Source organism: Micromonospora inaquosa (assembly GCF_003857055.1).
Taxonomy (GTDB): Bacteria; Actinomycetota; Actinomycetes; order Mycobacteriales; family Micromonosporaceae; genus Micromonospora; species Micromonospora inaquosa.
The window spans coordinates 21194-44360 of the sequence record NZ_QGSZ01000231.1; the positions used below are offsets into that span (position 1 = coordinate 21194).

25 protein-coding genes and 1 riboswitch are annotated in these 23167 nt (G+C 71.0%); of the genes, 19 read left to right on the plus strand and 6 right to left on the minus strand.

Features of this window, described 5'->3' with window-relative positions; translation table 11 throughout:
• Window positions 1-88: 88 nt before the first annotated feature.
• From clsA to DLJ59_RS37915, 13 genes are all read left to right on the plus strand, one after another.
• Window positions 89-721, plus strand: coding sequence for a cardiolipin synthase ClsA (gene clsA, locus DLJ59_RS19455; RefSeq protein ID WP_124774066.1), 633 nt, complete (start codon window positions 89-91; stop codon window positions 719-721).
• A complete protein-coding gene (locus DLJ59_RS19460) occupies window positions 718-1662 on the plus strand; it encodes a DUF881 domain-containing protein (protein WP_124774067.1) in 945 nt (314 codons plus the stop codon). Before clsA ends, DLJ59_RS19460 begins: the two co-directional genes overlap by 4 nt.
• Window positions 1659-1991: a small basic family protein gene (locus tag DLJ59_RS19465; protein ID WP_030327710.1), complete on the plus strand. Its 333-nt coding sequence runs from the start codon at window positions 1659-1661 to the stop codon at window positions 1989-1991. The genes DLJ59_RS19460 and DLJ59_RS19465 overlap by 4 nt, the downstream gene beginning before the upstream one ends.
• 11 nt (window positions 1992-2002) lie before the next feature.
• Entirely contained in the window at window positions 2003-3025 is a 1023-nt protein-coding gene (locus DLJ59_RS19470) for a DUF881 domain-containing protein (protein WP_124774068.1), read from the plus strand.
• 60 nt (window positions 3026-3085) lie between these two features.
• Window positions 3086-3466 (plus strand): glycine cleavage system protein GcvH, encoded by a 381-nt coding sequence (gcvH, locus tag DLJ59_RS19475; RefSeq protein ID WP_091397961.1) that lies wholly within the window; start codon window positions 3086-3088, stop codon window positions 3464-3466.
• A gap of 214 nt (window positions 3467-3680) precedes the next feature.
• Window positions 3681-4133 (plus strand): oxoglutarate dehydrogenase inhibitor Odhl, encoded by a 453-nt coding sequence (gene odhI / locus DLJ59_RS19480; protein WP_007071101.1) that lies wholly within the window; start codon window positions 3681-3683, stop codon window positions 4131-4133.
• A gap of 50 nt (window positions 4134-4183) precedes the next feature.
• Window positions 4184-4885 (plus strand): transcriptional regulator FtsR, encoded by a 702-nt coding sequence (gene ftsR, locus DLJ59_RS19485; protein ID WP_208648769.1) that lies wholly within the window; start codon window positions 4184-4186, stop codon window positions 4883-4885.
• A 186-nt stretch (window positions 4886-5071) separates the two neighbouring features.
• On the plus strand, window positions 5072-5536 hold the full coding sequence (locus DLJ59_RS19490) for a bifunctional nuclease family protein (RefSeq protein ID WP_124774070.1): 465 nt from the start codon (window positions 5072-5074) through the stop codon (window positions 5534-5536).
• A gap of 159 nt (window positions 5537-5695) precedes the next feature.
• Entirely contained in the window at window positions 5696-6292 is a 597-nt protein-coding gene (locus tag DLJ59_RS19495; protein WP_124774071.1) for a MerR family transcriptional regulator, read from the plus strand.
• A gap of 257 nt (window positions 6293-6549) precedes the next feature.
• Complete coding sequence (locus tag DLJ59_RS19500; protein ID WP_124774072.1) at window positions 6550-6948, plus strand: group I truncated hemoglobin; 399 nt, start codon at window positions 6550-6552, stop codon at window positions 6946-6948.
• 2 nt (window positions 6949-6950) lie between these two features.
• Entirely contained in the window at window positions 6951-8132 is a 1182-nt protein-coding gene (locus tag DLJ59_RS19505) for a globin domain-containing protein (RefSeq protein ID WP_124774073.1), read from the plus strand.
• A gap of 52 nt (window positions 8133-8184) precedes the next feature.
• Window positions 8185-8880 carry a DivIVA domain-containing protein gene (locus DLJ59_RS19510; protein ID WP_124774074.1) on the plus strand — a complete coding sequence of 232 codons (696 nt, stop codon included), beginning with the start codon at window positions 8185-8187 and terminating at the stop codon, window positions 8878-8880.
• 94 nt (window positions 8881-8974) lie between these two features.
• On the plus strand, window positions 8975-9934 hold the full coding sequence (locus tag DLJ59_RS37915) for an SAM-dependent methyltransferase (protein ID WP_208648770.1): 960 nt from the start codon (window positions 8975-8977) through the stop codon (window positions 9932-9934).
• Window positions 9935-9959: 25 nt separating this feature from the next.
• On the opposite strand, the gene DLJ59_RS19520 is transcribed toward DLJ59_RS37915, so the two are convergent.
• Window positions 9960-10616 carry an SDR family oxidoreductase gene (locus DLJ59_RS19520; protein ID WP_124774075.1) on the minus strand — a complete coding sequence of 219 codons (657 nt, stop codon included), beginning with the start codon at window positions 10614-10616 and terminating at the stop codon, window positions 9960-9962.
• 100 nt (window positions 10617-10716) lie between these two features.
• On the opposite strand from DLJ59_RS19520, the gene DLJ59_RS19525 reads away from it, so the two are divergent.
• The 3 genes from DLJ59_RS19525 (at window position 10717) to gcvP (ending at window position 15783) form a co-directional block, all read left to right on the plus strand.
• The gene (locus tag DLJ59_RS19525) at window positions 10717-11784 is read left to right on the plus strand and encodes a MerR family transcriptional regulator (protein ID WP_208648771.1); all 1068 of its coding nucleotides are present in this window, start codon (window positions 10717-10719) and stop codon (window positions 11782-11784) included.
• A gap of 87 nt (window positions 11785-11871) precedes the next feature.
• Window positions 11872-12714: an NAD-dependent protein deacetylase gene (locus DLJ59_RS19530; RefSeq protein ID WP_124774076.1), complete on the plus strand. Its 843-nt coding sequence runs from the start codon at window positions 11872-11874 to the stop codon at window positions 12712-12714.
• Between the two features lie 74 nt (window positions 12715-12788).
• Window positions 12789-12887, plus strand: a riboswitch (glycine riboswitch).
• A gap of 73 nt (window positions 12888-12960) precedes the next feature.
• Window positions 12961-15783, plus strand: coding sequence for an aminomethyl-transferring glycine dehydrogenase (gene gcvP, locus DLJ59_RS19535; protein ID WP_124774077.1), 2823 nt, complete (start codon window positions 12961-12963; stop codon window positions 15781-15783).
• A gap of 150 nt (window positions 15784-15933) precedes the next feature.
• Here the strand turns inward: gcvP and DLJ59_RS19540 are convergent, their stop codons facing one another.
• Window positions 15934-16134 (minus strand): DUF5999 family protein, encoded by a 201-nt coding sequence (locus DLJ59_RS19540; RefSeq protein WP_007460326.1) that lies wholly within the window; start codon window positions 16132-16134, stop codon window positions 15934-15936.
• A gap of 123 nt (window positions 16135-16257) precedes the next feature.
• Here DLJ59_RS19540 and DLJ59_RS19545 point away from each other — a divergent pair, with 123 nt between their 5' ends.
• Both DLJ59_RS19545 and def read left to right on the plus strand, forming a co-directional pair.
• Window positions 16258-17454: a chorismate-binding protein gene (locus DLJ59_RS19545; protein WP_124774078.1), complete on the plus strand. Its 1197-nt coding sequence runs from the start codon at window positions 16258-16260 to the stop codon at window positions 17452-17454.
• Window positions 17455-17509: 55 nt separating this feature from the next.
• Window positions 17510-18019, plus strand: coding sequence for a peptide deformylase (def, locus tag DLJ59_RS19550; RefSeq protein WP_124774079.1), 510 nt, complete (start codon window positions 17510-17512; stop codon window positions 18017-18019).
• Here def and DLJ59_RS19555 read toward each other — a convergent pair.
• A complete protein-coding gene (locus tag DLJ59_RS19555) occupies window positions 18016-18786 on the minus strand; it encodes a sulfite exporter TauE/SafE family protein (RefSeq protein WP_279635766.1) in 771 nt (256 codons plus the stop codon). The two genes, def and DLJ59_RS19555, sit on opposite strands and share 4 nt — an antisense overlap.
• A gap of 182 nt (window positions 18787-18968) precedes the next feature.
• Here DLJ59_RS19555 and DLJ59_RS19560 point away from each other — a divergent pair, with 182 nt between their 5' ends.
• On the plus strand, window positions 18969-19748 hold the full coding sequence (locus DLJ59_RS19560) for an endonuclease/exonuclease/phosphatase family protein (protein ID WP_124774080.1): 780 nt from the start codon (window positions 18969-18971) through the stop codon (window positions 19746-19748).
• A gap of 49 nt (window positions 19749-19797) precedes the next feature.
• On the opposite strand, the gene DLJ59_RS19565 is transcribed toward DLJ59_RS19560, so the two are convergent.
• From DLJ59_RS19565 to DLJ59_RS19575, 3 genes are read right to left on the minus strand one after another with little or no spacing between them, the layout of a single operon-like run.
• Window positions 19798-20286, minus strand: coding sequence for a cation:proton antiporter regulatory subunit (locus DLJ59_RS19565; protein ID WP_124774081.1), 489 nt, complete (start codon window positions 20284-20286; stop codon window positions 19798-19800).
• Complete coding sequence (locus tag DLJ59_RS19570; protein ID WP_124774082.1) at window positions 20205-21815, minus strand: potassium/proton antiporter; 1611 nt, start codon at window positions 21813-21815, stop codon at window positions 20205-20207. The genes DLJ59_RS19565 and DLJ59_RS19570 overlap by 82 nt, the downstream gene beginning before the upstream one ends.
• Window positions 21812-23119 (minus strand): ArsB/NhaD family transporter, encoded by a 1308-nt coding sequence (locus DLJ59_RS19575; protein ID WP_124774083.1) that lies wholly within the window; start codon window positions 23117-23119, stop codon window positions 21812-21814. Before DLJ59_RS19575 ends, DLJ59_RS19570 begins: the two co-directional genes overlap by 4 nt.
• Window positions 23120-23167 lie beyond the last annotated feature (48 nt).

The following is a 23167-nucleotide window of genomic DNA, read 5'->3' on the forward strand; positions in this document are numbered from 1 at the left end:
AGAGCCGGCGCTGGTCGGCCCGACAGCGCGTACGACCCTCAGCCGCGCCCGGCGTCGGCGGGGGGCCGCGTGCCGTGGAGGAGGATCGGTGCCGCGTCGGCCGGCTCGGGCAGAGCAACCGCGAGACACCGGTGACGAGGTTCCCGGCAACCAGGTGCTCACGCTGCCCAACCTGATCAGCTTCGGGCGGCTGCTGGGCGTGCCGCTCTTCCTCTACCTGTTCCTGGTGGAGCGGGCCGACGTGGCGGCGGTCGTCGTGCTGGCCATCGGCGGCACCACCGACTGGGTCGACGGTTGGATCGCCCGCCGCCTGCGTCAGGTGAGCCGCCTGGGCGAGCTGCTCGACCCGCTCGCCGACCGGCTCTACATCCTCGCCACCCTGGTCGCCTTCACCGCGCGGGAGGTGGTGCCGTGGCAGTTCACCGCGGCGCTGCTGGCCCGTGAGGTGCTCCTGCTCGCCTCGCTGGCGGTGCTGCGTCGCCACGGGTACGGGCCCCCGCCGGTGCACTACGTGGGTAAGACCGCCACGTTCCTGCTGCTCGCCGCGTTCCCGGTGCTGCTGCTGGCCACCGCGTCGACCGACGTGGCGACGGCGGCGAGCGCCATCGGTTGGGCGTTGGCCTGGTGGGGCCTGGTGCTCTACTGGGTGGCCGGCGGGATGTACGTCGTGCAGGCGGCCCGGCTGGTGCGCGCGGTGCGCCGTCCGGGAGCGGCGGCGTGAGCGCGCCGCGGCTGGGCAAGCCCGGCCAGGACCGGGTGTACGCCCCGGATTTCCTCACCGAGCTGTTTCGCAACCCGTTGGATCCGGGGTACGCGGACGCGGCCGCCGCCCGTCGGGGCTCGACGGAGTCCGCTGCGGCGCGCGGCTGGCGGGCCTGGCCGGCGCGGTCGGTGAGCCTGGTCGTGGTGGTGATGCTCGGTTTCCTGTTCGCGGTCGCGTACCGGCAGACGATGGCGGATGAGCCGGGCCGCAGTCAGGCCCGCTCGGGTCTGGTGGCGCAGATCAAGGAGCGGGAGAACCAGACCGACCGGTTGTCCACCCGAGCGGACCAGTTGCGCGAGGAGGTCAGTCGGCAGCGGGACGCGGCGTTGAGCGGGTCGGCCGCCGCCCGGTTGCGCAACCTGGAGGCGAGCACCGGGCTGGGTCGGGTGCGCGGTGACGGCGTGGTGGTGCGGTTGGCGGACGCGCCGGACAAGGCGGACGCGGTGACCGGTGTCGGAGCTGGGCCGCCGCGGGTGCTCTACAGCGACCTGCAGGGGGTGGCGAACGCGTTGTGGAGTGCTGGCGCGGAGGCGATCGCCATCAACGGGCAGCGGTTGACCTCGACGTCGACGATCCGGTCGGCGGGTGAGGCGATGCTTGTGGATTTCCGGCCGGTGACCGGGCCGTACGAGGTGTCGGCGATTGGGCCGGAGTCGATGCGGCGCAAGTTCGAGGACAGTCGGAACGCGGCGCTGATGCGGAAGGTGGCGCAGGGGACCGGGTTGTCGTTCGGTGTGCGGGAGTCGGATGACCTCACCCTGCCGGCGGCTCCGGAGCCGCAGCTACGCTACGCCAAGCCGTCGGTCAGTCCGAGCCCTTCCGCGTCGGGTGTCCGGTCCGGCAGTCCCGGGTCGTCCGGTCCGGCGACGACTGCAAGCCCCTCCGGAGGTGGCCGATGATCGCGGTGCTGGCGTTGCTCGCCGGTGTGGTGCTGGGCGTGTGGCTTGATCCCACGGTGCCGGCGGCGTTGCAGCCGTACCTGCCGATCGCGGTGGTGGCCGCGTTGGATGCGGTGTTCGGTGGGGTGCGGGCCCGGTTGGACCGCATCTTCGACGACAAGCAGTTCGTGGTGTCGTTCATTTCGAACGTGCTGGTCGCTGGTCTGATCGTGTATCTGGGTGATCAGCTGGGGGTGGGTGGGCAGTTGTCCACCGGTGTGGTCGTTGTGTTGGGTGTGCGTATCTTCGGCAACGTGGCGGCGATCCGTCGGCACCTGTTCCGGGCGTAGGTTGGGTTGCGATGAGTGACGAGCAGACCGACACGGGTACCGGGTGGCCGCAGCCGGCGGGTCCGGTGCGGCCGGGTGGGCCGGCGGGTGAGCCGGATCCTCGGCCGGATGCGCCGGATCCGGATGAGTTGAGCCCGTTGGCGCCCAAGGGGCCGGCGCAGCCGCGGCCGTCGGATGATGAGCCTGCGGTGGAGCCGGGTGTGGAGCCGGTCGACGACGGTGTGACGGTGGATCTGAGCGCGGTGTCCCGGTCGTCGGGGGAGCCGGTCGCGAGTTCCGACGGGTTGGCGGAGCCGGTGGTGGGGTCGGTGGAGCCGGCGGTGCCGTCTCGGTCCCGGTGGAGTACGGCCGGGGTGATGATCGCGGCGTTGTTGGCGTTGTTGGGGTTCACGTTGGTGGTGCAGTTGAAGACGACGTCGGCGGATCCGACGTTGGGGGCCACGCGGCAGGAGGACCTGGTTCGGATTCTGTCGGATCTGGATGCGCGGGAGAACCGCCTGCAGCAGGATATTCGTGCGCTGGAGGACAGTCAGCGGCAGTTGCACTCGGGTGAGCAGGGTCGTCAGGCGGCGTTGGATGAGGCGACGCGGCGGGCGGACGAGTTGGGCATCCTGGCGGGGACGTTGCCGGCGGTGGGTCCGGGGTTGACGGTGCAGTTCGATTCCGGGGCGAAGCCGATCTCGGCGAACCGGGTGTTGGACGCGGTGCAGGAGCTGCGGGGTGCGGGCGCCGAGGCGATGCAGATCTCCGGTGGGGATCGGGCGACGGTGCGGATCATCGCGTCGACGTACTTCCTCGACGGGGACAACGACAACGGGTCGTTGATGGTGGAGGGGCGTCGGTTGACGGGGCCGTACACGATTACGGTGATCGGTGATCCGGCGACGATGCGTACGGCGTTGAACATTCCTGGTGGGGTGGTGGCGTCGGTTCGCGGTGACGGCGGTAACGTGACGTTTGGGGAGCGTGAGGTTGCCGAGGTTTCGGCGCTGCACGTGCCGATCAAGTTGGAACACGCCCGTCCGGTCTCCTGACCGGCGCGGCCGCGCCGGACCCGGGTGGTCCGGGGCACCGATGGATGAAGGACGCGTCTGGTGATTCCCGAGGATCTGCGATACACCGCCGAGCATGAGTGGGTGGCGGGTGACGGCACGGCTTCGGTCCGGGTCGGCATCACGCACTTCGCGCAGGACGCGCTCGGTGACATCGTGTACGTGCAGTTGCCCGAGGCGGGTGCCGTGGTCGCGGCCGGTGACTCGTTGGGTGAGATCGAGTCGACCAAGAGTGTGTCGGAGATCTACGCGCCGGTGGCCGGTACGGTGGCGGCGCGCAACGACGCGTTGGCTGACACGCCTGAGCTGATCAACACTGATCCGTACGGTGAGGGTTGGTTGGTGGAGATCACGCCGAATGATCCGACTGCGACGGATGGGTTGCTCACGGCGGCCGCGTATCAGAAGATCACCGAAGGCTGAGTGTGCTTGATCCGGTGCGTGGGATGTCTGCGCGCGTCCGGTTGCCCTGCATTTCGGCGCTGGCTAGGCTCGCCCAGTCGACCGAGAACCCAATAGTTGAGCGTTGTGGAATTGCCTTCCCGGGCACGGGGAGCCAGCCGCCGGGTGTGCATGTGCCCGGCGGCCAGACCCGCCATTACCCGACGCCGACCGAACAGATCCGTGAGGTGGTCCCATGACGCGGCCAGACGACGAGTTCCCCCCACTCGACGTCACTTCGACGCTCAATCTCGGTTCGCTCGACGAAGTGCTGGAGGGGCCGGATACCGATGTGGTGCCGAGCCGGATGTCCGGTTCGTTGCCGCCGGGTATGGCGCTGCTGGTGGTTCGTCGAGGCCCGAATGCGGGTGCCCGGTTCCTGTTGGACCACGATGTGACGACCAGTGGCCGGCACCCGGACAGTGACATTTTCCTGGATGACGTGACGGTGTCGCGTCGGCATGCGGAGTTCCACCGCGATGGTGGGACGTTCACGGTGCGGGACGTGGGCAGCTTGAATGGCACGTATGTCAACCGTGAGCGGGTTGAGGCGGCCACGTTGAGCAACGGTGACGAGGTCCAGATCGGTAAGTTCCGGGTGGTGTTCATCGCCGGTCCGCGCCCGGAGGAGGAGGCCGGCCGGGGGTGAACGAGCCTGCGGCCTCCACGTCACCCGGGGCGGCTCGGTCTGAGCCGCTGATGAGCATCGGTGAGGTGCTTGGGCAGTTGCGGGTGGATTTTCCGGACACCACGATTTCGAAGCTGCGGTTTCTTGAGGCCGAGGGTTTGGTCGAGCCGCAGCGGACGGCGGCGGGTTACCGGAAGTACAGCTGGGACGATGTGGCGCGGTTGCGGTTCGTGTTGACCGCGCAGCGGGACAAGTACCTGCCGTTGCGGGTGATCCGGGAGCAGTTGGCCCAGTGGGATTCGTCCGGTGAGCAGCCGGGGCGGTCGCGGCCGGCGTTGGTGGCGGTTGGTCCCGATGGTGCGGTGCCGGGTCGTGAGTTGAGGGAGCCGGCCGAGTCGTCGCAGGTGCGGCTCGGCCGGGCGGATCTGGTGGCGCGTAGTGGGATCGACGAGTCGACGTTGGTGGAGTTGGAGCGGCTCGGTGTGTTGGTGTCGGATCCGCCGGGCTGGTATGACGCGGATGCTCTGATCATCGCGTCGGCGGTGGCGGGGTTGGCGTCGTACGGGTTGGAGCCGCGACACCTGCGGGGTTATCGGACGGCGGCGGACCGGGAGGTCGGTTTGTTCGCGCAGTTGGTGGCGCCGTTGGCGCGGCAGAGTGATCCGGCGGCGCGGGCTCGGGCGGCGGAGACGGCGCGTGAGTTGGTGGCGTTGTCGGAGCAGTTGCACGCGGCGTTGGTGCGGGTGGGGCTGCGGTCGACGTTGGGTCGGTGACGGGTGCCCGGTGGGTGGCGGCTGAGCGGAAAGATCTCTTCGGGGAAGCGTGCCGTAGGCTTGCCGGGGTAACCCCTTTTCGGCGCGGGCGTGGTGCTGTAGCGCATGGGACGGCCGTGTTGCGGTCCGTGTACCGTGCAGGGAAGGGCGCGGTGCGGCGTAGGTGACAACGACACGGAGGCGGCGGTGCGCGAGCTGAGCGTGGTCGGAGTTCGGGTGGAGCTGCCCAGCAACCAGCCGATCGTCCTGCTCAGGGAGGTCGAGGGGGACCGCTATTTGCCGATCTGGATCGGCGCGGTCGAGGCGACGGCTATCGCTTACGAGCAGCAGGGGGTCAAGCCGGCCCGGCCGTTGACTCATGATCTTCTGCGGGATGTGTTGGCGGCGTTGAAGGCGCCCTTGCAGGCGGTGGAGATCACCGAGCTGAAGGAGAACGTCTTCTACGCGGATCTGTTGATCGGTGACGGGGTGCGGGTGTCGGCGCGGCCGAGCGATTCGATCGCGTTGGCGTTGCGTGTCGGTGCGCCGATTCGTTGTGCCGAGCAGGTCCTCAGCGAGGCGGGGATCATCATCCCTGATGAGCAGGAGGACGAGGTGGAGAAGTTCCGCGAGTTCCTGGAGCAGGTGCGTCCGGAGGATTTCGCGGGCTGAGGTGTGCCTGGGCTCGGTTGGTGATCTTTCTCGGTGGCGGCGCGGCGTGTCGTGTCGGTTCCTCCGTGGTAACTCCTGACGGTGACGATAGGGTTTCCATGTCGAGGGGTGCGCGTCCCGGAAACGATGCGTCGCCACACTGACGGGGAGGTTGTCCGGATGCACGAGCCGCGGGATTCCGATCCGGGTGCAGAGTTCGACGAGCCGGGTGCCTCGTCGCCAGGTGTGGCGGCTGAGGGTGACGGTTCGGTTGGCTACCGGGGTGTGACGGCCTGTCACGCGGTGGGCATCAGTTACCGGCAGTTGGATTACTGGGCGCGGACGACGTTGGTGGTGCCGAGCGTTCGGGATGCCTCGGGTTCGGGGACGCAGCGGTTGTATTCGTTCCGGGACCTGGTGGTGTTGAAGGTCGTGAAGCGGTTGTTGGATGCGGGGGTGTCCCTGCAGAACATCCGTAAGGCGATCGAGGCGTTGCGGTCGCGTGGTGTGGAGGATCTGGCGGGGATCACGCTGATCTCTGATGGGACGACGGTGTACGAGTGCCGGTCTCCGGAGGAGGTGGTCGACCTGTTGCAGGGTGGCCAGGGGGTCTTCGGCATCGCGATCGGTGGGGCCTTCAAGGAGATCCAGGGGTCGTTGTCGCATCTGCCGGCGGAGCCGGCGACGAGCGGCCCGGTGGAGCCGGCGGTGGCGTCGGGGTCGGACCCGGTGGGGGACGAGTTGGCGGCGCGGCGGGCGCGGCGGCGGGCCGGCTGACCGTTCGATCTTCCGGTTTTTTCCGGTTGTTTTCTCGCGACCGTCGGTGACGGTGACAGGCGTCTATCGGCTGTGACGCTCCATTGTGGATACGGTGGGTGCTGGTCCGGTGGCCGATTGTGGAGATACCCATTGGTAGTGATGACGCAACGTGGTGTCGACTTGTCGGGAACCCGATAGGGGGGCGCTGACCGGAGGCGGTTGACACGCTATGGTCCCTCACGGTTCTGGACCCTTCAATCCCGGAAGGAACAACCGTGACGGTTACGGAAGAGACGGCGCCCGTTTCGCACTACGACCGCATTGGCGGTGCCAGTTCGGTCAAGGCGGCGGTTGAGCTGTTCTACGACAAGGTGCTCGCGGACCCGGAGTTGGCGGGCTATTTCAATGACGTGGACATGGCGGGTCAGCGGCGGCATCTGGCGTTGATGTTGACCGTGGTGCTGGGTGGCCCGAACGAGTACACGGGTCGTGGGTTGGCCGAGGCGCACCAGCCGTTGAACATTCCGGTGGGGCACTACGCGAAGGTGGGCGAGCACCTGACGGTGACGCTGACCGAGCTGGGGGTGCCGGCGGACATCCTCGCTGACGTGCAGACAGTGCTTGGGCAGGTGCAGGACCAGGTGGTGGCTGCCGGAAACAGGTCGGGCGTCTGAGCGTGGACGCGGCTCGCCTCAAGCAGAGCTGGTCAGTGGTCGCCGGTCACGGCGACCAGGTGCCGCTCTACTTCTATTCGACGTTGTTCCTCGCTCATCCTGAGACGCGGCAGATGTTCCCCACGAACATGGCCGGTCAGCGGGATCGCCTCGTGACCGCGTTGGGTCACATCGTGTCCAACGTGGACCAGGTCGATCAGCTGGTGGGTTTCCTGCAGGATCTCGGCGCGGATCACCGCAAGTTCGCGGTCCGCGCGGAGCACTACCCGGCGGTCGGTGAGGCGCTGGTGGCGACGTTGCAGCATTTCCTCGCCGAGCAGTGGACCGATGAGTTGGCAGCGGACTGGACTGCCGCGTACGGGTTGGTCGCCCAGGTGATGATGGAGGCCGCGCAGGCCGCTGAGGCGGTCAATCCGCCGTGGTGGGTGGCCGAGATCGTGGCGCATGAGCGGCGGGCGTTCGACGTGGCGGTGTTGACGGTGCGTCCGCAGTACCTGTTGCCGTTCACCCCGGGTCAGTCGATCGGGGTGTCGCACCCGTCGGTGCGGTCGTGGCGGTACTACTCGCCGGCGAACGCGCCGCGGGCGGACGGCACGTTGGAGTTGCATGTGCGGGCCGCGCCGGGTGGCGCGGTGTCGTCGCGGCTGGTGTACGGGTCGGCGGTGGGGGATCGGGTCCACCTGGCGGCGCCGGTGGGTGACCGGCTGGGGTTGTGGTCGGCCGGCTCCAGTGACCTGTTGCTGTTGGTCGCGGGTACGGGCTGGGCGCCGGTGAAGGCGTTGGTGGAGCAGGTGGCCGCAGAGGGTTCCCGCCGACGGGTCGATCTCTACGTGGGGGCCCGTTCCCGTAGCGAGTTCTACGACAGTGACGCGATCGACAAGTTGGCGTCGTCGTATCCGTGGTTGACGGTGACGTACGTGGTGGGTGCCGACGTGCACCGGCCGGGGGAGTTCGTGCAGGCGGTGGATCGGGCGTTGGCCGACGGTGACTGGCGTTCCCGGCACGTGTTCGTGTGTGGGTCGGACGAGATGGTGTCGCACGCGGTGCAGACGTTGGCGCAGGCGGGTTATCACGCGGGTCAGGTGCACCATGAGGGCCTGGGTGCGCAGTGGTACGGCCCGGCGTGGCGCACGGCGGTGCCGCAGTCGGCTGCGGGTGACACTTCAGGAGGTGGGCACAGGTGAGCGCGAGGAGTGAGCTTGCGAGCCCCGTGGTCGCGAACGGAGGCGGGCACAGGTGAGCGCGACGCCGATCAGCCGGTATGACGGTGTGCAGGTTTCCGGCGGTGTGCAGGTACGGATGACCTCCGACCGGGTTCGGCGGTGGGAGTTCGGTGCCGCGTCGTTCGCCCGGCGTGGTTACGACAACGCCGATGTGGACCGGTTCCGGGTGCAGGTCGCTGACGAGTTGGACCTGTTGGCAACGCAGATCGCGACGTTGCGGGCGGAGAACGAGCGGCTGAACGACCGGGTGGAGTTGCACCGGCACGGGGTGATTCCGAGTACGGGGGCGGCGGCGAAGGTTCCGGCGGCGCGGGAGGTGAATCTGCTGTCGGCGGCCCAGCGGGAGGCGGAGCAGATCATCGCGCAGGCGCATGACTATGCGCGTCGGGTCGCCGAGTACGCCCGGGTGCAGTATGAGAGCTATCTGCACGCGGCGGAGGCGGAGGCGAAGCAGGAGGCGGAGCGGGCGGTTGCGGAGTACCGCAGCGCTGCCGGGTCGAGCTTCGACGACACTGTGGCGACGCGGGAGGCGTTGCGGATTTTCGGCGAGATGATGGTGTCGCACATGCAGGCGGCGGCGCGGCATCTTGATGACGGCAGTGAGCAGTTGGCGCGCACGATGGATCGGATCGCGGCGGAGACGCCGGGGGCGCCGTTCGTGGGTGGTGTGGTGGGGCAGCCGGCGTTGCCGCGGCACCAGCAGCGCTGATCGTGGACCACACTCGGGGTGTTGGCGGCGGTGGCATAGTCGGAGGGGTCAGGCGGGGCTGACCGACGGCCCCGCCCCGGGGAGAGGCCCGTTCGTGTCCGTATCACCGTCTCCGCCCGGCGGGTCACCGGACCCGCTGGCCGCGTTGGAGGCTTCGGCGTGGGCTCTGGCGGCCGCGGTCGGCACCATGAGTGAGGCCCTGTCGGCGCCGCTCGCCGAGGTCCTCGCGGTGTCGCCGCACCGCAGCGCGGTGTTGGAGGCCGCTGGTCTGCTGTCCTGGGATGGTGGGTCGCCGGTCGCGCACCCGTCGTTGGTGCCTGCCGATGGGCCGACCGGGAGTAGCGCTGTGCAGGCGCGGTTGAGTTCGTTGCGGCAGGCGGTCGCGGCGGCGGCGCAGGAGCCTTCCGGGCCGCGCGGGGCGGGTTGGGCGGAGCTGGACGACGAGGTGTTGCTGCATCAGGGTCGGGCGTCGGCGGCGACCGGCCGGGCGTTGGCTACCCGGGTGGTGCCCGAGTTGCCGGGGCTGGCGGAGCGCTTGGGTTCGGCGGACGGCCGGGTGCTGGACGTGGGCACCGGTGTGGCGGCGTTGGCTGTCGCGCTCGCTCGCGCGTTGCCCCGGGCGTCGGTGGTGGGTATCGACGTGTTGCAGCGGGCGTTGGACCTGGCCCGCGACGAGTTGGCCGGGGCCCGTGATGTCGCGGATCGGATCACTCTGCGCTGTCAGGATGTGGCGGAGGTGACCGAGCCGGGCGGGTACGACCTGGTCTGGCTGCCGGCGCCGTTCCTGCCCGAGCTGACGTTGGCGGCGGCGTTGCCCCGGCTGGTGGCGGCGCTGCGACCCGGCGGTTGGCTGGTGGCGGGCACCAACCCGCCGGCCGGGGATCCGTTGCGGGCGGCCGTCGACCGGTGGAACGCGGTCCGCAACGGCGGCAACGCCTTCGACGCGGACCGGATGGCGCAGGTGCTGGCGGCGTCGGGGTTGGTCGACGTCCGCCGTTTTCCGACCGTCCCCGGCGGGCCGGTGCTGGTCGCCGCGCACCGCCCGGGCGGCTGACGCCCACCGCCCGCGGGGCGGATGCTCAGGTGGCGGCGGCGCGGACGGCGTCGGCGATCGGGGTGGGCCCGTCGACGAGTTCCAGGGTTGCGCCGGCGGTGCGTGGTTCGTCGAGCAGCGCGGCGAGGACGTGGGCGACGTCGGTGCGGCTGATCGCGCCACGGCCGGCGTGTGGGGTGAGGGTGACCCGCCCGGTGGGTGGGTCGTCGGTGAGCCGGCCGGGTCGCAGCACCGTCCAGGCCAGGTCGCGGCCGCGCAGGTCGTCCTCGGCGGCGCGTTTGGCGCGCAGGTACGCCGCCCACACGTCGTCAGTGCCGGGGGCGGGTGGGTTGTCCACGCCCATGGAGGAGACGAGCAGGTAGCGGTGGACGCCGGCGCGGGTGGCGGCGTCGGCGAGCAGCGCGGCGGCGCCCCGGTCGACCGTGTCCTTGCGGGCGGCGCCGCTGCCGGGGCCGGCGCCCGCGGCGAAGATCACCGCGTCGGCGCCGTCGAGGTGCGGGGCCAGCTGCGCGACCTCGGTGTGTTCCAGGTCGCAGACGATGGGGGTGGCGCCGGCGGCGCGTAGCGTCGCGGCCTGCTCGGGGTTGCGGATGAGGCCGACGGCGGTGTCGCCGCGCCCGACGAGGTGACGTTGCAGCAGTAGGGCGATCTTGCCGTGGCCTCCGGCGATGACGACGCGCATGCGCCCAACCTACCGGCGGCTCCGGCTTGACCTTGACCTTCGGGTAACCCTGAGCCTGATTGGTGCCGGTCGCCGTGACCGGCACGAGGAGGATGGCGACGTGGGGCTGATGACCATCGGGGCGTTCGCCCGGGCGGCGAGGCTGACGCCGAAGGCGTTGCGCCTGTACGACCAGGTCGGGTTGCTGGTGCCGGCGGCTGTGGATCCGGAGTCCGGCTACCGGCTCTATGCCCCGGCTCAGCTGCCGGTGGCTCGGCTGGTCGCCCAGTTGCGTCGGCTCGGTATGCCGCTGGCGACGATCCGGGTGGTGTGTGGCCTGGAGCCCGCGGCGGCGGCGGAGGCGATCACCGCGTACTGGCGGCGGGTCAGCGCTGACACCGCGGCTCGCGCCCGCCTGGCCACCTTCCTCGTGGACCACCTCTCTGAAGGGGGAACCACCATGTCTCACCCGAATTCCGCCGTTGCCGTGCGCTGCGCCGCCGGTTGTGACACCGGGTTGGTGCGCGACAGCAACGAGGACGCCGCGTACGCCGGCGGGCGGTTGTTGGCCGTGGCCGACGGTATGCGGGGGCCGGGCGGCGCGGCTGCCAGCGCGGCCGCCGTTGAGGCCTTGAAGCCGTTGGAGCTCACCGACCTGCCGTCCGCCGACCTGCTGACGTTGGTGGCCGGGGCGGTCGCGGACGCTGACCGTGCCGTACGCGGGTTGGCGACCGACGCCGATCAGCCGGTCACCACGCTGACCGCGTTGCTGCTGCGCGGTTCCCGGTTGGCGCTGGTGCACGTCGGTGACACCCGGGCGTATCTGCTGCGCGACGGCGACCTGTCGCTGCTCACGCAGGATCACACCTGGGTGCAGGCCCAGGTGGATCAGGGCAGGCTCGACCGGGAGCAGGCGGCGTCGCATCCGCAGCGCGCGGTGCTGGTGCGCGCCCTCGGTGGTGGTCGGCAGGTCGAGGCGGATCTCGCGTTACGTACCGCGCAGCCCGGTGATCGGTATCTGCTGTGCTCCGACGGGCTGTCCGCGGTCGTCGACCGGGCCGACCTGCGCTCGGCGTTGGCGGCGGGGGGCGATCCCGCGGGCACGGTGCGGGCGCTGATCGGTCTGGCGCGGGCCGAGGGGGCGCCGGACAACATCGCCTGCGTGGTCGCCGACGTGGTCGCGGTGTAGACGCCGCCGACGCCCGCGCCGGGTGGGGCGGCCCACTCGGCGCGGGCGTCGGCGTTAGCGGACGGGTTGAGGCAGCATGGAGAGGTGATGGAGAGCCTCGACGCGTTGACCTCGCTGGTGGCCGGTGGTGGGGTGGTGGTGCTCAGCGGCGCCGGCCTGTCCACCGAGTCGGGGATTCCGGATTACCGGGGGCCCAGCGGGGTGGCGCGGCGGCACACGCCGATGACCTTCCAGGCGTTCACCCGGGATCCGCTGGCCCGGCGGCGCTACTGGGCGCGTAGCCACCTGGGGTGGCGGTTGATCGCGGGTTCGGCCCCCAACGCCGGGCATCGGGCGGTGGCCGAGCTGCAACGCGCTGGTCTGGTCGACACCGTGATCACGCAGAACGTCGACGGTCTGCACGGTGCGGCCGGCAGCACGTCGGTGATCGAGTTGCACGGTCGCCTCGACGAGGTGACCTGCCTGGACTGCGGCAACCTGACCTCCCGGGAGGAGCTGGACCGGCGGCTGCGCGAGGCCAACCCGGACTTCGTGGCCCGTGTCGCCGGGGTCAACCCGGACGGTGATGTTGATCTCCCCGATGATCAGGTGGCGGCGTTCCGGCCGGTGGATTGCGGGATTTGCGGCACCGGGATGGTGAAGCCGGACGTGGTGTTCTTCGGTGAGACGGTGCCTGCGCAGCGGGTGGCGCGGTGTTTCGCGGCCGTGGAGCAGGCCCGCTCGTTGCTGGTGCTCGGGTCGTCGTTGACGGTGATGTCGGGGCGCCGTTTCGTGATTCGGGCCGCGAAACGGGGCATCCCCGTCGCGATCGTCAACCAGGGGCCGACGCGTGGTGACGGGCACGCCACCGTGTGCGTCGACGCGCCGTTGGGTGTGGTGTTGCCGCAGGTGGCCGCGCGGGTCGGCGTGGGGGCGCCGCTGGCTGTGTGACAGCGGGCTGCGGCGGCCGCGGGGGTAGGACATCTGCCGGAAACACCAACGCTGGTAGCGTTGACCACGCCGGTAACACCCACGTGGGAGAGACCGCCCGACAGCACGCAGGGCGGCGCCGAAGGGGCAAATCCTCCCCGGAACCTCTCAGGCAAAAGGACCTCGTGGGCAGGCACTGTGGAGTGCCCCTGTGGGTGCGACAGAGGGGGAGGCCGACACGTCGACCTCGCCCCGGGAGTACCCCTGATGACCGTAGAGCAGTTCGCCACCCGTCACATCGGTCCCGGCCCCGACGATGAGCGTCGGATGCTGGAGGTCGTCGGGCACGACTCGATCGACGAGCTGATGGACGCCGCGATCCCCGAGGTGATCCGCTGGCACGGCACCCTCGACCTGCCCGACCCGGCCACCGAGGCCGAGACGATCGCCGAGCTGCGGGCCCTCGCGGCGCGTAACACCGTCGCCGTCTCCATGATCGGGTTGGGGTACCACGGCACGCACACCCCGGCGGTGATCCGCCGCAACGTGCTGGAGGACCCGGCCTGGTACACGGCGTACACGCCGTATCAGCCGGAGATCAGTCAGGGCCGGCTGGAGGCGCTGCTGAACTTCCAGACCATGGTCACCGACCTGACCGGGCTGGCCACCGCGAACGCCTCCATGCTCGACGAGGGCACCGCCGCGGCGGAGGCGATGACCCTCGCGCGGCGGGCCTCCAAGAGCAAGAGCCCGGTGTACGTGGTCGACGCCGACGCGTTGCCGCAGACCATCGCGGTGATCACCAGTCGGGCCGAGCCGCTCGGCATCGACGTGCGGGTCCTCGACGTCGAGCGCGACGAGTTGCCGGCGGAGTTCTTCGGTCTGCACCTGCAGTACCCGGGTGCGTCCGGTGCGGTGCGCGACCAGGCGGGTCTCGTCGAGGCGGCGCACGCCGTCGGTGCCCTGGTCACCGTCGCGGCGGACCTGCTGGCGTTGACGCTGCTGCGGGCTCCGGGGGAGATCGGCGCGGACATCGCCGCCGGCACCACCCAGCGTTTCGGCGTACCCATGGGCTTCGGTGGGCCGCACGCCGGTTACCTGGCGGTGCGCTCGGGCCTGGAGCGGATGCTGCCCGGGCGCCTGGTCGGGGTGTCGCGCGACGCCGACGGCAACCCGGCGTACCGGTTGGCGTTGCAGACCCGTGAGCAGCACATCCGGCGGGAGAAGGCGACCAGCAACATCTGCACCGCGCAGGTGCTGCTCGCGGTGATGGCCGGCATGTACGCCGTCTACCACGGCCCGGACGGGTTGCGGGACATCGCGACGCGTACCCACCGGATGGCGGCGCGGCTCGCGGCCGGGTTGCGCGCCGGTGGCGTGCAGGTCGCGGACGTCGCGTTCTTCGACACCGTCACCGCGCGCGTGCCGGGCGGCGCGGCGCGGGTCGTCGCGGCCGCCGCGCAGCGGGGGGTGAACCTGCGGCTGGTCGACGCCGACCGGGTGGGGGTGTCCTGCGACGAGACGACCACCGACGCGCACCTTCAGGCGGTGTGGACGGCGTTCGAGGTGCCCGCGTTCGACGGGGCCGTGGACGCGGCCCTGCCGGCCGAGGTGACCCGGACGACCGACTTCCTCACCCACCCGGTGTTCCGCAGCCACCACTCGGAGACGGCGATGCTGCGCTACCTGCGGCGGCTGTCGGACTTCGACTACGCCCTGGACCGGGGCATGATCCCGTTGGGGTCGTGCACGATGAAGCTGAACGCGACCACCGAGATGGAGCCGGTCAGCTGGGCGGAGTTCGCGAACATCCACCCGTTCGCGCCCGACGCGCAGACCGTCGGATACCGGGAGATGATCGGTCAGCTGGAGTCGTGGCTGGCCGAGGTGACCGGCTACGACGCCGTCAGCGTGCAGCCCAACGCCGGTTCGCAGGGTGAGCTGGCCGGGTTGCTGGCGATCCGCTCGTACCACACGTCGCGGGATCAGGCGCACCGCGACGTGTGCCTGATCCCGTCGTCGGCGCACGGCACCAACGCGGCGTCGGCGGTGATGGCCGGCATGCGGGTCGTGGTGGTGGCCTGCGACGACAACGGCAACGTCGACCTGGTCGACCTGGACGCGAAGATCGACAAGCACCGGGACGCGCTCGCCGCGATCATGGTGACGTACCCGTCGACGCACGGGGTGTACGAGACGGGCATCGCGTCGCTGTGCGCGAAGGTCCACGACGCCGGCGGTCAGGTGTACGTCGACGGGGCGAACCTCAACGCGCTGGTCGGGTTCGCCAAGCCCGGGAAGTTCGGCGCGGACGTGTCGCACCTGAATCTGCACAAGACGTTCTGCATTCCGCACGGCGGCGGTGGCCCCGGGGTGGGCCCGGTGGCGGTACGCGCGCACCTGGCGCCGTTCCTGCCCGGTGACCCGCTGGGCGCGCACGTGGACGCCACGCCGGCGATCTCGGCGGCGAAGTACGGTTCGGCGGGCATCCTGCCGATCCCGTGGGCGTACCTGCGGATGATGGGCGCCGAGGGGCTGACCCGGGCGACCGGTGTGGCGGTGCTGGCCGCGAACTACGTGGCGGCGCGGCTGCGCGGGCACTTCCCGGTGCTGTACACCGGCAACAAGGGCCTGGTGGCGCACGAGTGCATCCTCGACCTGCGGCCGTTGACGAAGGCGACCGGGGTGAGCGTCGACGACGTGGCGAAGCGGCTGATCGACTACGGCTTCCACGCGCCCACGATGTCGTTCCCGGTGGCGGGGACGCTGATGGTGGAGCCGACCGAGAGCGAGGACCTGGCCGAGCTGGACCGGTTCTGCGACGCGATGATCGCGATCCGCGCGGAGATCGAGCAGGTGGGCTCCGGGGCGTGGCCGCTAGGGGACAACCCCCTGGCCAACGCGCCGCACACCGCGGCGATGGTCAGCGGTGACGAGTGGTCGCACGCGTACCCGCGGTCGGTGGGCGCGTACCCGGCCGGGGTGGACCGGGCTGGGAAGTACTGGCCGCCGGTGCGGCGCATCGACGGCGCGTACGGCGACCGGAACCTGGTCTGCTCGTGCCCGTCGCCGGAGGCGTTCGAGGACTGACAACGCCGTAGCCGTTGGGCGACTGATGACGGCGCGCCGGGGCGGGCGGTACGGCCTGCCCCGGCAGCCGCTGCGACCTGGGCGGGGACGTCCCTTACCGGGGGACTAGCCTGGACCGACGGCGGCTATTCGGTGACGCTGAGTGGTAGGTCAGGCCACGAGGGCGTGGCGGGCGGGGCCACGGTGCGGTGCGATGCTGCTGCCGTCGGGAAGCAGTTCGCCGGTGTCCTCGAAGACGATGACGCCGTTGCAGAGCAGGCTCCAGCCCTGCTCACGGAAGCAGGCGAGGACCCGCGCGGCTTCCCGGTCGGTGGCTTCAGCGGAAGGGCAGGTCGGTTGGTGCTGGCACATCGGGTTCTCCGGACTGTGGGGGCACTGTGTCATGGTTCACATGACCAGTCACGCACAGTACCAAGCGAAAGTGTCCAGCATCGAACAGGTGCCCGCCTGGTGCCCGGGAAATCCACTGAACGGATGAGGAAGGTCGGACCATACGGCGTGGAAACGCTCCCACAGGTGCTGGTCGATGTGCCCGCGGCACCACCCGGATGCCGGGACGCACTCGTCGAACGCGCCCGCCTACAGTGGCGCCCCGCCGACGGCGGCGATCCCGCCAAGCTCGTCGAGGAGTTCCTCGCCGCCCACGGACTGCCACTGGACGACCTCGCGCGCCCCGCCCCCGAACACATCCCGGATGGCCCCTGCGGCGCCGCCCTGTACGTCTCGGCGGCCGCCGGCGCGCTGCTCGCCGGCGCGCCGCCCGGCCCACCGAACCCGGCGCCGGCGCTGCCGGAGGTCGCCGTGGTGGTGTACGGGCACGCCGAAACACCACCACCATCACCAGCGCGGGGCGCCGGCCCCTGGCGGCTCGGCGACTGGCAGGAGAGCTGGACCCCGGGGCAGCACGCGGCGGCCGTCGACGCGGTCCGCCAGGCCATCGGTCGCGGCGACGTCTACCAGGTCAACGTCGTCGGGCACGCCGCCGCCCCCTACACCGGTGATCCGCTGCCGGCCCTGCGACGGCTCGGCGCGCTGCCCGGCGCCCGCTACGGCGGCACCCTCACCGGCGCGGGCTGGGCGATCGGCTGCGCCTCCCCGGAGACGCTGATCGAACTCACCGACGGCCGCCTCGTCACCCGACCCATCAAGGGCACCCGCCCGGCCACCACCGCCGGCGAGCGGGAGCTGCGGGCCAGCGCGAAGGAACGCGCCGAACACGTGATGATCGTCGACCTGGAACGCAACGACCTGGCCCGTGTCGCCCGCACCGGCAGCGTGCGCGTCGACGAGCTCTTCGCGGTACGCCGCTGGTGTGACCTGTGGCAGGCCGAGTCGACGATCTCCGCGGCCGTCGCCGACGGGCTGAGCCTGGCCGACCTGCTGCGCGCGGTCTGCCCCGGCGGCTCGGTCACCGGAGCGCCGAAACTCGCCGCCCTGGACCAGATCGCCGCCCTCGAACCCGTCGGACGCGGCGCCGGCATGGGTGCGCTCGGTTGGGTCGCTCCCGGCCGCATCGACCTGGGCCTGACCATCCGTACCGCCGCCGCCGATGGTGAGCGGCTGCACGTGTGGGCCGGCGGCGGAATCACCTGGGGCAGTGACCCGCAGGCGGAGGTCGCCGAGGCGGCCGCCAAGAGCCGCCCGATCCGGGCCACCCTCGCCGGCCGCTGACCCGCGCCTGAGGTGCCCACCCACGGCGGCCGTGCCGCCGGATAATCTTGCCGGCATGACAATGCGGCCCATCCGGATCATCGGCGATCCCGTCCTGCGTACCTCGTGCGAGCCGGTCACCACCTTCGACGCCGAACTACGCGCCCTGGTCACCGACCTGATGGACACCCTGCTCGGCGAGCCCGGCCGGGCCGGTGTCGCCGCCCCACAGATCGGGGTCAGCGCCCAGGTGTTCGTCTACGACGCCGACGGGCACCGCGGCCACCTCATCAACCCCACCCTGGAGCTGTCCGAGGAACGCCAGGACGACGAGGAGGGCTGCCTGTCCATCCCCGGCCTGTACTTCCCGACCCAACGGGCCATGCACGCCACCGCCCACGGCGTCGACCAGCACGGCGAGCCGCTGACCATCGCCGGCAGCGGTTTCCTCGCCCGCGCCCTGCAACACGAGACCGACCACCTGCGCGGCACGCTCTACGTCGACACGCTGCGCGGAGACATCCGCCGCCGTGCCCTGCGGGAGATCCGCGCCGGCCGGTTCGACTCACCCAGCCGCCGCCGCTAGGCCACCCACTGGTCGTGGCCGAGCTTGGCGATCAACGCCGCCACCACCACCATCAGCACCACCCGCACGAACCCGGACCCGCGGCGCAACGCCATGCGCGCCCCGAGCACCGCGCCGGCGATGTTGCAGACCGCCATGCCCGCGCCCAGCAGCCACCACACGTGCCCGGTCACCGCGAACACCACCAGCGCGCCCAGGTTCGTCCCCGCGTTGACGACCTTCGCCATCGCCGAGCCGTGCACGAAGTCCGCGCCCACGAGGGCGGTGAACGCCAACACCAGGAACGTGCCGGTTCCGGGGCCGATCAACCCGTCGTACAGGGCGATCCCCACCCCGGCCACCGCGATCACCGCCGCCACCCGCGCCGGGGTGCGCCGCTGCGGCGCCGGCTGCGCCCCCAGGCGGGGGCGCAGCAGCACGAACACCGCCACCGCCACCAACACGACCAGCACCACCGGCCGGTACGCCGACGCCGGCACCGCCCCGGCGAGCACGGCGCCCACGCCTGAGCTGAGCACCGCCAACCCGGCCGTCGGCCCCGCCACCCGCCAGTCGAGGGTGGTCCTGCGGGCGTACGTCGTCGCCGCCGTGGCCGTGCCGAAGATCGCGGCCAACTTGTTCGTGCCCAACGCGGTGGCCACCGGCAAACCCGGGGCGGCCACCAGCAACGCCGGCAGCAGCAACAACCCGCCACCACCGACCACGGCATCGACCCACCCGGCCATCGCCGCGGCGGCCAGCAGGGTACTCAGCGATACGACGTCCACGGGCGGCAATTCTTACCGCCGGGCACGGCCTGACCAGCTCCGACGTGGTCAGACTCACCTTCAACGACCCCGCGTACGCCGCAGCCACACCGCTAGGGCCCCGACCGCCACGAACACCAACGCCGAGCACAGCAACACCTTCACCACCCGGCAACCATGCCACGGGCACGTAAGGTGCAGGAGTGCGCCTGGCCACCTTCAACGTGCTGCACGGACGGTCCCTCACCGACGGGCTCGTCGACTCCGACCGACTCGCCGCCGCCATCGGCGCCCTCGACGCCGACGTGCTCGCCCTGCAGGAGGTCGACCGCGACCAACACCGCAGCGGCAACCTCGACGTCACCGCCATCGCCGCCCGCGCCCTGGACGCACCCCACCACCGCTTCGCCGCCGCCGTCGTCGGCACCCCCGGTGAACAGTTCCGCCCGCTGCGCCACGACGACGACGGCCACGGCGAACCCTGCTACGGCATCGGGCTGATCAGCCGACACCCCGTACGCAGCTGGCACGTCACCCGGCTCAAGCCGGCGCCGGTGCGCTCACCGGTCTACGTGCCCGGCCCCCGCGGCGGCCTCATCCTGCTGCACGACGAACCCCGCGTGATCCTCGCCGCCCTCCTGGACACCCCCCATGGCCCCCTCACCGTCGCCGCGACCCACTTGTCCTTCGTGCCCGGCTGGAACGCCCGCCAACTGCGCCAGACCGTCCGCGCCCTGCGCGCGCTGCCGGCACCCCGCGTCCTGCTCGGCGACCTCAACCTGCCCGCCGGCGCGGCCCGGCTCATCTCCGGCTGGCGGCTCCTGGGCCGACGCCCCACCTACCCCTCCGGGCAGCCCCGCGTCCAACTCGACCACATCCTCGCCGACCGGCACGCCCTCGACCAGCTCCCACCGGTACGCGCGGTCACCACCCCGCTGTCCACCATCTCCGACCACCGGCCCCTCCTGGTCGACCTGGGCTGAGGCCGTTACTCCGGGTGGGTCCCGCGGCCCACCCGGCCGCTGCCTGCCCTCATCCATTCCGGGTCGTCAGACCGCCGGTGACGACGCGTCCGAGGTGGTCGATCGTGTCGCGGGTGCCGACGACGACCAGGGTGTCGCCGTATCGCAGGGCCTGCCGGGTGTCGGGTTTGACGATGGGGTGGCCGTCGCGCAGGACCGCCACGACGACGGCGGCGGCGCCGAGACTGCCCAACGGTCGGCCGTCGTAGTCGCTGCCAGCGGGAATCGGCACCCGGGCGACCGTCACGGCGTCCACGTCCACGTCACCGTCGGACACGAGGCCGATGACCGAGGTCGCCGCGAGCAGGTTGGCGAGGTGGTGGGCCTCCAACGGCGACAACGCCGCCGCGGCGCGGACCTCGGTGGGATCGTCGCGGTCGTACAGGGCGATGTCACGGGCACCGTTGGGGTGGCAGATCACCCCGAGTCGGGTGCCGTCGCCGGTGACGAACGAGTACGAGACGCCGACGCTGGGGAGGGCGATGCGTTCGATTTCCATGACGGACTCCTCCTTGATGGTTCCGCACGCCGTTCGGGGTCGCCGTATTCGCCGTGCCAGTGGGCCAGCCGCCCGGCGCGGCTGACCGCCCGCAGTCGGCGTTCGGTGGCCTCACGCACCGTCGGGGTGGTGAGGACGAGCAGATCGTCGCCGGTCCGCAACCGGGTGTCCGTCGCGGGGACGAACGCGACGCCGTCGCGGATCACCAGTGGGGCCACCGCGGGGTACGGCAGCCGCAGCTCGTCCAGGTACGTGCCGTGCAGCTTCGAACCCGCGGTGATGGTGACGTCGATGAGGTCGGCGTCGATGTTGTCCAGCGGGGCGATCTCGACCTGCAGGTCCGGGCCGACGCGGTGCGGGGCCAGTCCGAGGCGTCGGGCGAGCAACGGCAGCGACGGCGCTTGGATCGCGGTGAACACCACGACGAGCACGAAGACGATGTTGAACACGACCAGGCTGCCCGGGGTGCCGGCCACCACCGGCACCGTGGCCAGCACGATGGGCACCGCGCCGCGCAACCCCGCCCAGGACAGGAACACCTGCTCGCGCAGCGGGATGCGGAACGGCAGCAGGGTCAGCAGCACCGAGACGGGCCGGGCGATGAGCAGCAGGGCGGCGCCGACCACCAACGCCGGCACGATCGCCGCCGGCAGGTCGGCCGGGGAGACCAGCAGACCCAGCATGACGAACAGGCCGATCTGCGCGATCCAGCCGAGACCTTCGGCCAGTGACTCGGTGGCGCGGCGGTGCGGCAGACCGGCGTTGCCGAGCACCAGACCCGCCAGGTAGGCGGCGATGAACCCGCTGGCCTGGACCAAACCGGAGCCGGCGAACGCGAGCACCCCGCACGCGAACGTGGCTATCGGATACAGCCCCGACGTGGGCAGGGTCAGCCGGCGCAGCAGCCACACCGCCGCCATGCCCACCCCGACGCCGGCGAGCGCGCCGACGACCAGTTGGTAGCTCATCTGGGCGAGCATCCCGCCCGGTGACAGCGTGGTCAGACTCGTCGCGCTGAACGCCAACACCAGGATGAACGTGGGCGCGTCGTTGAGCCCCGACTCGGCCTCCAGCAGGTTGCTCAACCGCCGGGGCAGCGGCACGGCGCGCAGCACCGAGAAGACCGCGGCCGCGTCGGTGGACGAGACGATCGCGCCCAGCAGCAGCGCCAGCTGCCATCCCAGGCCGAGCAGATAGTGCGCCGCCGCGGCGGTGACGGCGACGCTGATGAACACGCCGAGGGTGGCGAGCGCGCAGGCCGGGCGCAACACCCGCCGCACATCGCTGATCCGCGTGGTCAGGCCGCCCTCGACGAGGATCACCGCGAGGGCGGCCAACCCGAGCGCCTGCGCCAGCGCGGCGTCGTCGAACGGCAACCCGAGCCCGCCCTCGCCGAGCAGCAACCCGACGCCCAGGTACGCCAGCAGCACCGGCATCCCGGCCTTCGCGGCGATCTTCGCCGCGCCCACGCTGACCAACGCCACCAACGTTCCCGCTGCCAGCAGCAGATACAGCGCCGGCAGCGTCACGGCGCACCACCCAGAACGAAGTAGCGCAACCACACGTACAAGCCGGCCAACACGATGGTGACGATGGTCAGCAGCAGACCGTCGCGGGTGAACCGCCAGAACGAGATCGGCTCCCCGGCGCGCTGCGCCAAACCGACCATCACCACGTTGGAGGCGGCGGCGATCACCGTGGCGTTGCTGCCGAGCCCCGCGCCGAGCGCGAGCGACCACCACAGCATTCCGGCCTGTTCCATGCCGCCGTTCGCCGCGACGAGCTGCTCGATGATCGGGCTGACGGCGGTCACCGACGGGATGTTGTCCACCAACGCCGACATGAGCGCCCCGCCGCCGATCAGGGTCAGCGACGCGCCGAGCAGGTTGTCGCCGACAGCGTCGGTGGCGAAGGTGCCCACCACCTGGATCACGCCCGTGTCGACCAGGGCGCCGACCATGATGAACAGGCCGGCGAAGAACGCCAGGGTGGGCCACTCCACGTCGCGCATGACGCTGGCCGTCTCCAGCCGTGACACACCCAGCAGAACGACGCCGCCGGTCAGGGCGATCACCGCCGGTTCCAGGTGCAGGATGGTGTGCAGGCCGAACCCGGCGAGAACGAAGGCGAGAACGATGCCGCTGAGCAGCAGCAGGCGCGGATCGCGGATCGCGTCGCGTTCCCGCAGCGCCAGCACCGCCCCGACCCGTTCCGGGTGGTACGTCAGCGCCGACCGGAAGATCACCCGGCAGATCAGCAACAGGACACCCAGCAACACGATGACCAGCGGCGCCAGGTGCACGAGGAACGCGTTGAACGACAGCCCGGCCCGCGCCGCGATGATGATGTTGGGTGGATCACCGATCAACGTCGCCGTGCCGCCGATGTTCGCCGCGAACACCTCCGCCAGCAGGAACGGCACCACGGGTGCGCCGAGCTGCCGACACACGGAGATGGTCACCGGGGCAACGAGCAGGACCGTGGTGACATTGTCCAACAGCGCCGACGCCGCAGCGGTGATCAACACCAGGATGACCATGAGCCGGTACGGTCGCCCCCGGGCCCGTTTCGCCGACCAGATCGCCAGGTACTCGAACACACCCGTGCGGCTGAGCACCGACACGATGATCATCATTCCGATGAGCAGGAAGATGACCCGCCAGTCGATACCCGTGTCCGTGGAGAAGAACGCCTCCTGCGTACCGGTCAACCCGACCGCGAGCATCAACACCGCACCGCCCACCGACGCGGCCACCCGATCCACCCGGTCCGTCGCGATCAACGCATACACGACCGCGAACACCGCCACCGCCAACCAACCCGCCGTGGTCATCCACCGCCCCCCTCCCCGCGGACCCCGCACTGCCCCTTATACACATCT

What these genes read in the sequence shown, in the direction of transcription:
- DLJ59_RS19465 (WP_030327710.1), top strand. Translation starts at nt 1,659, where the DNA reads ATGATCGCGGTGCTGGCGTTGCTCGCCGGTGTGGTGCTGGGCGTGTGG.
- DLJ59_RS19470 (WP_124774068.1), top strand. Translation starts at nt 2,003, where the DNA reads ATGAGTGACGAGCAGACCGACACGGGTACCGGGTGGCCGCAGCCGGCG.
- odhI (WP_007071101.1), top strand. Translation starts at nt 3,681, where the DNA reads ATGACGCGGCCAGACGACGAGTTCCCCCCACTCGACGTCACTTCGACG.
- ftsR (WP_208648769.1), top strand. Translation starts at nt 4,184, where the DNA reads ATGAGCATCGGTGAGGTGCTTGGGCAGTTGCGGGTGGATTTTCCGGAC.
- DLJ59_RS19495 (WP_124774071.1), top strand. Translation starts at nt 5,696, where the DNA reads ATGCACGAGCCGCGGGATTCCGATCCGGGTGCAGAGTTCGACGAGCCG.
- DLJ59_RS19520 (WP_124774075.1), bottom strand. Translation starts at nt 10,616, where the DNA reads ATGCGCGTCGTCATCGCCGGAGGCCACGGCAAGATCGCCCTACTGCTG.
- DLJ59_RS19530 (WP_124774076.1), top strand. Translation starts at nt 11,872, where the DNA reads ATGGAGAGCCTCGACGCGTTGACCTCGCTGGTGGCCGGTGGTGGGGTG.
- gcvP (WP_124774077.1), top strand. Translation starts at nt 12,961, where the DNA reads ATGACCGTAGAGCAGTTCGCCACCCGTCACATCGGTCCCGGCCCCGAC.
- DLJ59_RS19540 (WP_007460326.1), bottom strand. Translation starts at nt 16,134, where the DNA reads ATGTGCCAGCACCAACCGACCTGCCCTTCCGCTGAAGCCACCGACCGG.
- DLJ59_RS19545 (WP_124774078.1), top strand. Translation starts at nt 16,258, where the DNA reads ATGAGGAAGGTCGGACCATACGGCGTGGAAACGCTCCCACAGGTGCTG.
- def (WP_124774079.1), top strand. Translation starts at nt 17,510, where the DNA reads ATGACAATGCGGCCCATCCGGATCATCGGCGATCCCGTCCTGCGTACC.
- DLJ59_RS19565 (WP_124774081.1), bottom strand. Translation starts at nt 20,286, where the DNA reads ATGGAAATCGAACGCATCGCCCTCCCCAGCGTCGGCGTCTCGTACTCG.
- DLJ59_RS19575 (WP_124774083.1), bottom strand. Translation starts at nt 23,119, where the DNA reads ATGACCACGGCGGGTTGGTTGGCGGTGGCGGTGTTCGCGGTCGTGTAT.